At 35.5% G+C, this 14,155-nt stretch carries 8 protein-coding genes; all 8 read right to left on the bottom strand.

Annotated features, from left to right (window positions below):
• Positions 1-11: 11 nt before the first annotated feature.
• On the bottom strand, positions 12-2,252 hold the full coding sequence (locus tag FJOH_RS10630) for a GH92 family glycosyl hydrolase (protein WP_044048283.1): 2,241 nt from the start codon (positions 2,250-2,252) through the stop codon (positions 12-14).
• 11 nt (positions 2,253-2,263) lie between these two features.
• A complete protein-coding gene (locus FJOH_RS10625) occupies positions 2,264-3,748 on the bottom strand; it encodes an alpha-L-fucosidase (RefSeq protein WP_012024111.1) in 1,485 nt (494 codons plus the stop codon).
• Between the two features lie 276 nt (positions 3,749-4,024).
• Positions 4,025-6,343 (bottom strand): glycoside hydrolase family 20 protein, encoded by a 2,319-nt coding sequence (locus tag FJOH_RS10620; RefSeq protein ID WP_012024110.1) that lies wholly within the window; start codon positions 6,341-6,343, stop codon positions 4,025-4,027.
• An 8-nt stretch (positions 6,344-6,351) separates the two neighbouring features.
• Positions 6,352-9,492 carry a glycoside hydrolase family 2 TIM barrel-domain containing protein gene (locus FJOH_RS10615; protein ID WP_012024109.1) on the bottom strand — a complete coding sequence of 1,047 codons (3,141 nt, stop codon included), beginning with the start codon at positions 9,490-9,492 and terminating at the stop codon, positions 6,352-6,354.
• A 153-nt stretch (positions 9,493-9,645) separates the two neighbouring features.
• The gene (locus FJOH_RS10610; protein WP_012024108.1) at positions 9,646-10,671 is read right to left on the bottom strand and encodes an isoaspartyl peptidase/L-asparaginase family protein; all 1,026 of its coding nucleotides are present in this window, start codon (positions 10,669-10,671) and stop codon (positions 9,646-9,648) included.
• 169 nt (positions 10,672-10,840) lie between these two features.
• Positions 10,841-11,923, bottom strand: coding sequence for a putative glycoside hydrolase (locus tag FJOH_RS10605; protein WP_012024107.1), 1,083 nt, complete (start codon positions 11,921-11,923; stop codon positions 10,841-10,843).
• 8 nt (positions 11,924-11,931) lie between these two features.
• The gene (locus tag FJOH_RS10600; protein ID WP_012024106.1) at positions 11,932-13,002 is read right to left on the bottom strand and encodes a carbohydrate-binding family 9-like protein; all 1,071 of its coding nucleotides are present in this window, start codon (positions 13,000-13,002) and stop codon (positions 11,932-11,934) included.
• A gap of 7 nt (positions 13,003-13,009) precedes the next feature.
• Complete coding sequence (locus tag FJOH_RS10595) at positions 13,010-13,975, bottom strand: glycoside hydrolase family 130 protein (protein ID WP_012024105.1); 966 nt, start codon at positions 13,973-13,975, stop codon at positions 13,010-13,012.
• Positions 13,976-14,155 lie beyond the last annotated feature (180 nt).

The raw sequence follows: 14,155 nt of genomic DNA, 5'->3' as shown, positions 1-14,155 counted from the left end.
ATTGTGTTGTTTTAATTTTGAATCACTTTAAGCTTTGTTCCATTCACAAAATCATCGTGCGAAATAAAAAAGCTGTTATGTGTTTTTCCGTTTAGTTCAATCGAATTGATTTTCCCACCATTATTTTCTTGTCTTTCAATTACGATGCTTTCTTTTTTATAATATCTTGGATCTAATTTGATCGTCACTCTATGAAACATTGGGGTTGTAATGGTATAAATTGGATCTCCCGGAGATATTGGATAAATTCCCATCATCGAATACACCAACCAGGCCGACATTGTTCCTGTATCGTCATTTCCTGGTAATCCTTTTGGTTCATTTTTGAAATATTCGCGAACCAATCTTTTTACATTTTCCTGTGCTTTGTATTCTTCTCCTTTTACATAATTGAATAAATACGGATTGGCAATGTCTGGTTCGTTTGCCATATCAAATTGTTTGGTGTCGAAAATTTTCTGCAATTGTGCCGAAAAAGCCTGATCACCTCCCATTAATTTCTTTAATCCGTTAATATCGTGAGGAACCATAAATGCATACTGCCAGGCATTTCCTTCGATAAAACCAACATTTTCTTCAAAATTGGCTCCAGATGCAGGATCAAATGGCTCGTACCATTTTCCGTCAGGAGTTCTTGGTCGAAGCAGATTTAAGTTTTTATCGAATAATTTTCTGTAGGATAATGAACGTTCTTTAAAACGTTTTACATTGTCTTTGTCACCGAATTCGTTGGCCATAAGCGAAATAGAATAATCTGAAATATTGTATTCCTGAGTAGTAGAAACCGGGCCTTTATTATCGGTTGTCAAATATCCTTTTTTGATATAATCTTTCAATCCCGGACGAAGCGGATTATTTTCAACCTGATCTGCTCCTTTCAGCATCGCGTAATACGCTTTCTGAACATCAAAATCATGAATTCCTTTTAAATACGTATCTGTAATTACAATACTTGCAGGATCTCCCACCATAGTAAAAGTTTCTGTTGAGTTCAATTCCCATTTGGGTAACCAGCCGTTTTCATCAAACATAGTCAACATACTTTTTACCATATCAGATTGCTGTTTTGGATAAACCAAAGACATCAATGGATGTACATTTCGGTACGTATCCCATAAAGAAAATACGGTATAACGGGTGTCATCGGTTTTAGCAATTCTACTTCTTTTGATTACGGGATATTGTCCGTTAATATCATTTAAAGTATTTGGGTGAATTAAAGTGTGATACAAAGCTGTGTAGAAAATTGTATTGTCATCTTTTGAACCACCTTCAACCAAAATTTTAGACAATTCTTCATTCCATTCGTTGTAGGTTTCTTTATAAATTGCATCAAAAGATCTGTTACCAACTTCTTTTGCTAAGTTTTCACGGGCATTTTCGATACTTACGTACGAAATTCCAATCTTCACTTCAACCGTTTCTTGTTTATCGAATTTATAGGTAAAATAACTTCCAATACTATCCCCCACAACGGTTTTGATTGTATTTTCCATTATTCTCGTTTTTCCGTTGTAACCCATCCACTGCGCTTCAACGCCGTTGTATTTTGCAGGTTTTTTCCAAACTCCAAATTTATCTGCAGGTTTAGAAAATTGAGCCACAAAATAAACTGGGTAAGCATCTTCTGGACTATTGTAACAAAATGAACCAACTGAACGCATTCCTTCAATTTCTGTCGAAGAAACGACTTTTACCATTGCTCCTTCTTCGTTTGTTAATCCTAAACCAAGATTTAATAAAATATTAGACTGCCCTTTCGGGAAAGTGAATCTGCTAATCCCAACTCGTTTTGAAGCTGTAAATTCACCTTTAACGTTGTATTTGTCAATGTTTACGCTGTAATACGCAGCTTTTGCAACTTCATTAGAATAAGTAGAACCGTATTTTAAATGATCGATTTCTACATTTCCAGTTGTCGGCATCAATAAAATAACACCCAAATCTGGACAGCCAACTCCGCTTAAATTCACTTGACTAAATCCTGTCAAAAAGGTATTTTCATTTACATACGGATTTGAAAGCCATTGACTATCTTTTTCCATTGGAGTATTTTTTACTCCAGCCACATTAAAAGGACTGATACTTGCCATACCGCGCGGAGCGATTGGGCCTGGAAAAGCCGCACCATAATTGGAAGTTCCAATTATTGGATTAACAAAATCGGCAGGTTGCTGCGCAAAAATCATGATGCTAAAAAACAGCATGTATAAAATACATGCTGTTTTAAATTTGTTTGTATTTAAAACCATAGGTTTCATTTTTATCTGTTGATCGCTTCTATTTTTAAAGTCCACGCTTCTTTTGCAGGAAGATTATTTCTTAAGCTTTCTGGAATAATTACTTTAAATCCGTTTCCTTCTTTTGTCCATTTTAAAGAAGTTTTAGAACCTAACATCGTAATTTTTGTTCCTTTTTTCGGGCTGATCGATTTTACAGTAACTTCTGCAGGAATTTTATTTTCTCCTTCTTTAGCTAAATAAAATGCAAATACATTTCCTGTTTTATTTTGTGTAAAGCAAATATTTTCTTCTTTATAAGGTTCGATTGGTTTTGTGTTGTAAATCGCTGTGCTGTTTACTTTCATCCAGTCACCATAAGCCTGTAATAAATCGTAAGCTCCTTTATCCCATTCTCCTTCCGGACTTGGCGCAATGTTTAATAACAAGTTTCCGCCTTTTGCTACAATATCAACCAACATGTGAATACCTTGTCTTCCTGTCATGTATTCAGCTCCTGGAGAATATGACCATCCACCGCCGGCTGGAATACAAGATTCCCAAGGATAAGGCAATGTTTTTGCAGGAACACGTCCTTCTGGAGTTAAATAGTTTTGGTTTTTACCGTGAACCGCTCTATCCACCACGATTAAACCTGGTTGTTTTTGACGCGCTTTTACAACTAATTCGTCCATTTTAGGATCCTGATCTACAACTCTGTGTTTGATGAAACCGTTTTTAGATTCGTTTTCAGTAAATTTCTCGTCGTAGTTTTCTTTGATGTTAACCTGGTCTCTTTTTCTAACCCATCCTCCATCTAACCATAAAATATCAACTTTACCGTAGTTTGTTAAGATCTCTAAGATTTGGTTGTGAGTGAAATCAACATATTTCTGCCATTTTTCTGGATATAATGACGGATCGTAGTTTACGTTTCTGTCGAAAGGAGGAAAGTATGGATCCCAGTAGTTTTCATTATGCCAGTCTGGTTTAGAGAAATAAGCTCCTGTTGAAATACCTTCTCCTCTAAACGAGTTGAAAATTTCTTTTAAAACATCTGCTTTTGGGTTGGTATGAAAAGGAACATCTTTGCTCGTGATTTTGTAATCAGAATATTTAGTATCATACATATTAAATCCGTCATGGTGTTTTGTTGTAAAAACCATGTATTTCATTCCGGCATATTTAGCTGCTTTTGCCCATTTTTCCGGATTAAATTTTACAGGATTAAATGTTTTTCTTAATCCTTCGTAATCTTTAATATAATCATTATAATTAGACGGATTGCTTCCTTTTTTACGTTCACACCATCCGTAATCTTCTGGACAGATAGACCAAGATTCTACAATTCCCCATTGGCTGTAAGTTCCCCAGTGCATTAACAGACCAAATTTTTTGCCCTGCCACTCGTCTAAGTTTTTCAACACTGCCGGATCTGTTTCCGGTACATATCGCTCATCTTCATAAATGGCCTGCGAAAACATTTGAACGGAAAATAATAATGCGATTATAAATATCCCTCTTTTCATTTTTATTCTATTTTAGGTTTTGTTTTTGTTTTTTTTAATTGTAAAATCAACATTTAACATGTTGAGACAAAGCGTCCTTGCCTTACTCAATTTTGTTAAAATTCATCTCTTAGATTTCTAAATTTTTATTTAACACATAGAGACATAGTTTTCATAGTTTTAAAAAGGCATTTCACTTGCATTAACACACATAGAAATATGTGTTAGAAACTAGTTTTTTTTTATACCTTTTTTATTCATTCAAGAAATAAATCTATGTTTCTATATGTTAGAAAATTAGTTTACTAGAATTTCATCTACGAATAACCAAGAGCTTTCTCCTTTAGGACTTTTCTTTAAGTTGCCTGCAATCACTTTAACAAAGCGTGCGTTTTGTTTCTGAAAATTGATTTTAAAATCTTTCAGTTCAGGAACAGCATTTACTGCATACGGACGTGTTATTTTTCCAACTTGCTTGTATTTAATTCCGTCATTAGAAACCAGTACTTTTACTTCGATTGGAAAATTAACTCCAGCGCCCTGACTTTCTAAAGTTCCTACGATTACCTGCTCGATACTTTCCTGTTTTTCGAAATCAATTACCAGCTCCATATCGTTTACAAGCCAAGCCTGCCATTGTCCGTCATGGAAATTTTTACTTCCTCTAATTGTATTAACCATCGTATTGGCATCTCCTTTGTAACTTTGATTAAAAGGCGTTAAGTACTTAACTTTGTGTGCAACAGCTTTATGGAAAATAATCGTGTCTGTGAATGTTTTTCCAACTGGTTTTTCATCCTGAAACAAAGAAGCTTTTAAAACAGTTGTTTCTTTAAACTCAATTGGACTTGTATATTTTACAGCGTGATGATCTATATTTTTATCTCCTAAAACATAACGGATATCCGGATTTGGAAATTCATTCTTTAATTCCACTTTCACTTGTTTGTTAGCTAAATCTGCAGTAGAAGAAGCGGTTACCAAATAAGCGCTTTTTGCATAATTTAATCCTTGATAATCATAACGCTTGAACATTGAGAATAATCTTGTTGTAAAATCATTCCAATTACGCTTTTCTTTCGGACTCCATAATGTTTCTGATAACGCGGCTAATCTTGGAAAAATCATATACTCAGAATCTTTTGGCCCAGAAATATGTTCTGCCCATAAATTTGCCTGTCCGCCTAAAACGTGTCCAGCTTCCTGAGGAGTCATAGTCGGCACTACAGGATCAAATTTGTAAACTTCATTTAACGGGTTATAAGCATCAAAAGCTAAAGGTTCTTCGTTTTGCGGACCTTGATAAAAGTTGAAATAACAAGGTGTTTCAGGAGTCATAATAACATCGTGTCCCTGATCTGCCGCTTCAATTCCGCCTTTTGTTCCTCTCCAGCTCATTACTGTTGCATCCGGAGCCAGACCTCCTTCTAAAATTTCATCCCAGCCAATTACTTTTTTGCCTTTAGAATTGATGTATTTTTCCATACGTTTTACAAAATAACTTTGTAATTCGTCTACACTTTTTAAGTGTTCATCTTTAATTCTTTTTTGGCAGTGCGGACATTTTGCCCAATTGGTTTTAGTCGCTTCATCTCCTCCAATATGAATATATTTTGAAGGGAAAATGGTAATTACTTCATCGATTACATTTTGTAAAAACTCAAACGTAGTTTCTTTTCCTGCACAATAAATATCTGTTAAAGGCCAAACTCCGCCAGAAGGAACTCCAATTTTCTGATCAAAACAAGCCAGTTCAGGATATGATGCAATGGCACTGCTTACGTGAGCAGGCATTTCGATTTCAGGAATTACTTCGATGCCTTTTGTTGCAGCATATTTTACAATTTCTCTTAATTCGTCCTGCGTAAAAAATCCCCCGTAAGTTCCTTTTTGATCTGCACTTACAGCAAGTCTGGCGTTCCAAGACAAGTTTTCCTGATCAACTCTCCAGGCTCCGACTTCTGTTAGTTTTGGATATTTTTTAATTTCGATTCTCCAGCCCTGATCGTCTACTAAATGCAAATGCAAAACATTCATTTTGTGCATTGCCAAACGATCAATTGTAGTCAGAATATAATTTTTATCGAAGAAATGACGTGATAAATCCAGCATTAAACCTCTCCATTTAAATCGAGGTTCATCATTTATCGTTAAACTTGGAATCTGCCATTTTGCAGATGTTACGGCATATTGGCTTTCGATTGCTTCAGGAAGTAATTGTCTGATGCTTTCCAGACCGTATAAAAAACCTGTATTTCCTTTAGCCGAAATAACAATACTATTTGGATTTACGTCTAAAATATAAGCTTCATTTTTTAAGTTTGGATCTGTTTTAAACTGAACAAAATTACTTGCCGGAGCTTTTGTTGTTGTTTCTGGTTTCCATCCTGCTGCAATGGCTAATTTAGAAGCCAAAGCATTCGCAGCGTCTTTTTGGAAATCATTTCCGGTAACAAACTTTGTATCTTTATTAAATTCAAAAACACCGGTTTTTATTAGAGTCTGAGTTGGTTTTGGAATGATACGAATGTCTTTCTCTGTGAAAACTTTCTGTGCATACGAAGAAGTTACAAGAGCAAGAAAACCGATTATCAAATAAGATTTTATAATTCTCATATTCTAAATTATTTTAATGATGGTGTTATTTTAAATTGATACTGATAATTTTTTCCTCTCAAAAGATATTTTTCCATTGGCCATGCCTGCCAGCTGTCTATTCCTCCTACTCCCATTTGTTTCGAATCGATTTTTAAACTTGTTAAATCTCTTTCTTTCAATTCGGCAGCGTGTCTTTGGTCTTTCTGCAGTCCGTCGTCTAAATCTTCGTTTAAGAAATGTAAAGCAGTTACGGCCAATAATTCGTCAGATGTTACGGTTAATTTTAATTTATCGCCTGATAATTCTAAGAAACGCACATCGGTTTTATTTCCGGTTTCCTGCGGACGGATGTATGGATAATACTGCTCTGAAACTGTTTGTGTATACAATCCCACTTTTGAACTGTAATTTCTGTCAATGTAATTTTCGTGAGGGCCTCTTCCGTAATAGGTCATATTGCTAAAATCTCTAGGAACAATTACTTCCATTCCAAATCTTGGCAAGATAGGCTGTTCTTTGTTTTTATCAATATTTAAAACTTCTTTTACCGCTAATTCTCCGTTTCCGTTAAATTCATAATTCAATTCTAAAGTCGAAGAAACCTGCGGTAAGCTGTAAGTTGCTTTTACTACAACTTTATTGTCTTTTGATGGCGTAAATGTCCAGTTTACCAATGTTGGATTTTCTGTTGCATCTTTCCATGCTTTTAAATTTACCTGAAAATTAGCGCCAAAATCATTATCATTTGGTGCTCTCCAGAAATTCGGGCGTAATTGGTATCCTTCTTTTATTATCGGCTGATTATTGAATGAATAACCGCTGATAAATCCGGTTTTCTTGTCGAAAGTAATTTCAGTTTTATCGCTTTTAAAAACGGTTGCATTTACTTTTTTCTCAACTGTAATTTTTCCATCTCCTTTTACACTAATATCATTTTTCCACGTTCCTTTGTAAGCCAGTTGTTCTGTTGCAATTTCGAATCCTTTTGGTAAAAATGGTTCTTCTTGTTTTAACTGATAACTAATGTTGATAAAAGCTTCCTGAAACTTTTTATCACCTAATTTAATTGGCAGTGTATAGGTTTTTGACTGCGTTGGATCAATCGCTAGATAATCGATAATTCCTGTTGCATCTTTAACTCCGTCTAAAAACAATTCCCAATGTAAAGTAACATTGCTCAAGTCTTTAAATGAAAATTCATTGTATACTTTTATAGTCGCAGTTTCCTGATTTTCCCAAGAAGTGTGAATATTTTGATGCACATTTTTTACTTCAAAAGCATGAGGATTTGGTTTTCTGTCTACTGTAAAAACTCCGTTGTTTACAAAGTTGTTATCGCTTTTTACGTCTTTAGGTCCAAAATCTCCTCCGTAAGCTAAAATTGTAGTTCCGTTATCCAGTTTTTTATAAACTGACTGATCGATCATGTCCCAAATGAAACCACCCTGAAAGTTTGGATATTTACGAATTACATCCCAGTAATCTTTAAAATTCCCCATTGAATTTCCCATTGCATGCGCATATTCGCACTGAATGTAAGGTCTTGACGGGTTTGGATTTGCCAGAATATATTCTTCCATTTTGTTTGGAGAACTGTACATTGGGTCGATAATATCAGAATCCCATTCGAATTTTAAATCTTTTCCGTCCCAAGCGCCCGCAGTTGCTCTTTCGTACTGAATTGGTCTTGATTTATCACGGTTTTTAATCCACAAATATCCTCTGTAAAAGTTGTAACCGTTTCCGGCTTCGTTACCCATACTCCAGATAATGATTGATGTGTGGTTTTTATCTCTTTCGATCATACGCTGCATACGCTCAATGTGCGCCAGTTCCCAGTCTGGTCTATTACCAAGCGTTTTGGTAATATCATAACCCATTCCGTGCGATTCTATATTGGCTTCATCAACCACATAAATTCCGTATTTATCGCATAATTCGTAGAAATATTCGTCATTTGGATAATGCGACATTCTCACGGCATTGATATTAAATTCTTTCATCAATTTAATATCCTGTTCCATTCTTTCTCTTGAAATTGTCTGTCCTGTAATTGGATCTACTTCATGACGGTTTACTCCTTTTATGTAAATCGCTTTTCCGTTTACTAAAAGCTGTCCGCCTTTAATTTCTACTTTTCTAAATCCAACGTTGTGATTGATAACTTCAATTATATTCCCTTTTTTATCTTTTAGAATAAAACGTACCTGATATAAATTCGGAATCTCTGCACTCCATTTCTTTGGATTTTCTACTTTAAAATCAAACGTTTGTTTTTCGTTTGAAGCTGTAATAACTTTTGAAGTAATAACTTTGTCTCCGTCTTTTAATTGAACGTCTAAAGTGTAACTGTCTTTTGTATTTAAATTTGAAAATTGAGTTGAGATTTTCAAACTTCCGTTTACGTAATTTTCATCTAAATCCGGAATAATTTCAAAGTCATTTAAATGCGCTTTGTTTCTGGCAACTAAATAAGAATCACGGGTAATACCGCTCATTCTCCACATGTCCTGACATTCTAAATACGAACCGTCATTCCATTTCATTACCTGAAGTGCAATTGTATTTTTTCCGGTTTTTACATATTTGTTTAATTTGAATTCAGATGGTAATTTTCCATCTTCTCCATAACCTACATAAATACCATTTACCCATACCGTTAAATTTGATTTAGCTGTACCAATATGAAGAAAAATATCTTTTCCTTCCCACGATTTGTCAATGTTGATTTCTCGTCTGTAAACTCCTGTAGGATTATATTTTGTTGGCACAAACGGCGGATTTGGCGCCATTAAATAATCAAAATCGTAAGTTGTATTTACATAAACCGGATATCCATATCCGTTTACATCCCAGCTTGCCGGAATTTTAAAATTATCCCAGCTTTTATCGTCAAAATTGGTTTTCTCAAAATCTTTTGGAAGCGCAGCCGGATTTTCAACATATTTAAATTTCCAGGCTCCGTTAATGTCTAAGTAATTTTTAGATTGTCTCCATTCGTTTTTAGCAGCTAATGTTTCATTTTCAAAAACATAATAGGCGGCGTGCATGGGCTCTCTATTATCTTCATTGATTTTCTCATTCTGCCAAAACGGAACTTTTTCCTGTGCGTTAACAGATAATGCTGTAGTAAGTAATAAGGTTAATATGGATACTGTTTTTTTCATTTTTGTTTTTGTTTTAACACATAGCCCTGTCCCGAAATTTCGGGATTGGGATAGATTGTGAGAGAAAAATCTATTTCTATGTGCTTCAAATTTTAATCGCCAATCTTTGTCGAGTTACGTGTGATTTCTCCTTCGTTGAAATGACAAAAAGGTTTATTTATCCCACGACATTTTAAATTTAGCGTCTTCCATTCTGTGTCCTTTTTCATCATCAGAAACGGCATAATTAAAACCAGATCTCAAACTGTAACCTGCATATTCGCCGTTTTTATTTAAGGCAATAAATCCAACTTGCAGATACTCCATGTCTTTGTGGTTTTTGTGTTTGTTGTAAATACGCTCTGTGATTTCTTTGCAGGCATCATAAGGCGATTTTCCCTGACGCATTAATTCTACAACCATGGCACTTCCTGCTGTTCTAATTACTGCTTCGCCTAAACCTGTAGCGGCCGCAGCACCTACTTCGTTATCCAGAAAAAGACCCGCGCCGATTATTGGGGAGTCACCGACGCGGCCGTGCATCTTCCAGGCAGCACCACTGGTGGTACACCCTCCCGAAAGATTTCCGTCTTGATCCAACATTAGCATACTTATGGTGTCGTGATTTTCTATATTAATAACTGGTTTGTATTTAGAATCTTCCAGCCATTTTTTCCAGTCTTTTTCAGATTCCGGAGTTAGTAAATTTTCTTCTTTAAAACCTTCTGATAAAGCAAACTGCAATGCGCCTTGTCCGGCAAGCATTACGTGTGGCGTATTTTGTAATACCCTTTTGGCTACAGAAATAGGATGCATAATACCTTGTAAAAAACAAACCGAACCGCAATTGCTGTTGTGGTCCATAATACAGGCATCAAGAGTTACTTTTCCTTCGCGATCCGGATATCCTCCATAACCAACACTGCGGACATTCGGATCTGCTTCAGGAATTTTCATACCGGCTTCAATCGCGTCTAAGGCAGATTTTCCGGCTTTTAATTCTTTCCAGGTCTCTTTATTCGCGGGTAAACCGTGGTTCCATGTCGAAATAACAACCGGTTTTTTTACTTTTTTTGAAGGAAATTCTAATGCGCCTTCTTTTTCATCTTCTTTCTCTTTTGCAAATCCGCTAAATCCTACTGAACTTACGGCTGCTGCGCCTAAAGCTGCTTTTTTGATAAAATCTCTTCTATTTGACATGCTGCTTACTTTTATCTTAATTCATTTAAACACATAGAAACATAGTTTTGGAAACTAAATAAAGGCGTTTCACTTGCATTAGCAAACATAGCTATGTGTTAGAAACTTGTTTCTTTTGTATTCTTTTTATACACACTTAAAAACCTATCTTACTATGTGTTTAAAAATATTATTTTAAACTCGCTTTTGTTTCTTTGATTGTCTTTAAGTTGCTTTCAGACAATGCATTTCCGTCAAAAAATGAAACTCCTACTGCTCCATTCTCTTTTGCTTCTAAAATAGCTTGTTTCAATTCTGCATCGTTTTTCAAGCCTGGAATATAAATTCCTGTATTGATTTTCGTTTTCTTATCTTCTAGATCTTCGACACCTTGTTTTGTAGCATAACCAACCCAGTCAATTTCTTCATTGTAAAAGCTGTGGTAAATCATTGGATATACTTCGTCGATATTCCATTTGTCCCAACGCTGGCGCACCATGTGATCTGCCATTTCAGGGTAAGGAAATACAGCAGCTGTTAATTGTTTATTGTGTTTGTGTGCAATTTTATAAGCATCGTCAACAACCCCTCTTATGGCATTTAAACGGAAATTTTTCCACTCCATATCGATAGAAGTGTTGTGGCTTTCTTTTGGGTTTTTATGGTGGATTTTTTCGAATGCTTTTACACATTCATCACAATAACAAAAATCAAATTGTGGTAATTCTACATCCTGAACCAAGTTGTATTTTGGCAGTAAGCTGATTGGTAAAAAGATGTCCGGGAAACGAATATAATCTAAGTGAACGCTTTCGATTCCTTCTACTTTTGCCAGTTCTTCAACTAAATGTAAAACGTGTTCTCTTGATTCTTTTCTGGTTGGGCATAACCATTGGTAGTAATCGACATAAGGACGATTGTCAAAGCATGATTTTCCTTCTTTGCTTACCTGATACCATTCCGGATGCTGTAACGCAACTGAATCTCCGGGTCTGTTCATCGCCATAATCCAGGCGTGAACTTTTAAGCCTTCTTTAGTGGCAAGAGGCACTAATCTTTTTAAAAGCTGCGGGTCTGTTGTTGTATTGATTAATACTTCGTCGATACCGCCGTCTTTGTATTTTTTGAATTCTTTGGTGTAATCTGCATCTGATTTTTTAGCATCTGCGGTTGTCCAGACTCCAAATTTAAATGCTGCAGCTGGTTCTTCTTTTTTGGCGCAGGAAAAAATGGTAATTGCCAATAAAAGAAGTAATGTTTTTGGTAGTTTCATAGTGTGGTTTATTTTGTTATTATTTTCCCGTCCTGCCTTATAATAAATGTTTCATTAGAAAATGGACTTTTTACTGAAATATTATAACCGCTGGAATGGTTTTCTAAAATAGGTTTTAAAATTTTATTTTCAATGCTTATCACTTCTTTTGTTAGATTCGCTATTGATTTTGCCCAGATTTTATTCTTTTGGAAATATTCTTTTTGGGCTCTGTATAAATTGTAAAGTTCCCATTTTACTTTTTCATCCTGCGGAATGGTAAAGGTATCTTTTCCTTCTTTGGATGAAAAATAAACATAACCCCATTTTTCGGGTTCATGCATATTGATTACGCCCATTGGCGACCAAACCCAGTTGTACTCTGGCAGAAATTTTCCGTCAGCGTCTTTTTTGCGTTCGTATTTACCGTCAATAATTGAATGCTGCCAGTTGACTCTGGAAAAATTGACTCTCCAGAATTTATCTGCAGGTACGTTTTGATCGAAATAAGAGGTTTTGTAAGCTGCCCACGGAATCGCCATTTCTAAAACCCATCCCTGATCTACATCATTGGGGTTATTAAGTGTTCCATGAATTTTTACTGCTGATTTTAAACCTGTAAGATTCCAGTCGTTTAAAACCACGAGATCATTTTCTCTGTAAGGTTTTGATAAAAATAGATCCCAAGCAGTGTTCAAGGCGTTTATTTCTAATTCGTAATAGTTAAAAGTATCGCTGTCGGGATCTATAAAAACTTCAAAGTCATTGTTGTAAAAAATAATGGTATCTCGCTGCTTTAAATTGGCCCAAACGTGCGGTTCGTCAATCTTTGCTAATATATAAAAATTGGTTTCGTCCCACAGCATTTTAACTTTTGTTGCATATTTAGGCTTAACGTCATTTTCTATATCTTCAAAAAGATCTGTCCATTCTGCTCTGCTCCATGAAGCGTCAGATTCGTCTCCGTCTATTGTTATTGGAGATGTTGTTTTTGCCGCGACGTATGTTTTAGGAATAATCGTATTTTTCTTTGACTGCGCAAAACCTGCCGCCGAAAGAGAAACTAAAACAACTGTTAACCATTGGAATTTTAAACGCATGCTTTTTCTATAAACTGTTATCTTTTGTAAACTGAATTACTTCACTTAATTTACCAAATGCAATGGCTACAGCAGTATCGGCTGCACCGTAATAAACAGCCAGTTTATCTTCCTCTGTATCGTGTAAAGCGGCACATGGAAAAACTACGTTTGGCACGTCTCCTACCATTTCATAAATTTCTGCTGGTCCTAATAAATAAGGCTGTGTTCTGTATTTTACTTTGTCTGGTGAATCAACATCCAGAAGTGCAGAACCCATTGCATAACGGAAACCGTTGCAGGTATTGATAACTCCGTGATAGATCATCAGCCAGCCTTCGTTTGTTAAAATAGGAATTGGTCCTGCTCCTACTTTTGTACACTGCCAGGCACTTTGCTCAAATGGACTTGGTTTCATTACCAAACGGTGTTCTCCCCAATATTTCATGTCCGGGCTGTAGCTAATCCAGATATCTCCAAAAGGAGTATGTCCGTTATCACTTGGACGGCTTAACATTGCGTATTTTCCGTTTATTTTTTGAGGGAATAAAACTCCGTTTCTGTTGAATGGTAAAAAGGCATTTTCGCATTGAAAAAACTCTTTAAAGTCAAAAGTATATCCAATACCAATAGTTGGTCCGTTGTAACCATTACACCATGTAATCCAGTAACGGTCTTCGATGAAAACCACACGTGGATCGTATTTGTAAGCAGATTCGATCATGTCTGTATTACCAGACTGCATTACGATTGGTTCGTGGTTAATGTTCCAATCGATTCCGTTTTTACTAAAACCGGCAAAAATATTCATTTGAACCGCTTTGTTATCACATCTGAAAACTCCCGCATAACCATCTCCAAAAGGAACTACAGCACTATTAAAAATACTGTTTGATGACGGTATTGCATATCTGTCGATAATTGGATTTTCAGAATATCTCCACATCACATCTTTACTGTTTTCGGGTCTGTCTTGCCAAGGAATACTACTCATTTTTTTTGTTTTTTTATTGTTTGTTTTATTCTCTCACTTTTGTCATTTACTAAACACATAGAAACATAGTTTTGAAAATCGCTTAAAGGCGTTTCACTTGCATTAAAAATCATAGCTATGTGTTAGAAAACTAGTTTCTTTTTGTATTCTTTTTTATACACATTTAAACCTATGTTTCTA

It is taken from the genome of Flavobacterium johnsoniae UW101 (assembly GCF_000016645.1).
GTDB lineage: Bacteria > Bacteroidota > Bacteroidia > Flavobacteriales > Flavobacteriaceae > Flavobacterium > Flavobacterium johnsoniae.
The sequence above is the reverse complement of the archived record's forward strand: the minus strand, read 5'-3'. Positions and strand labels throughout refer to the sequence as shown.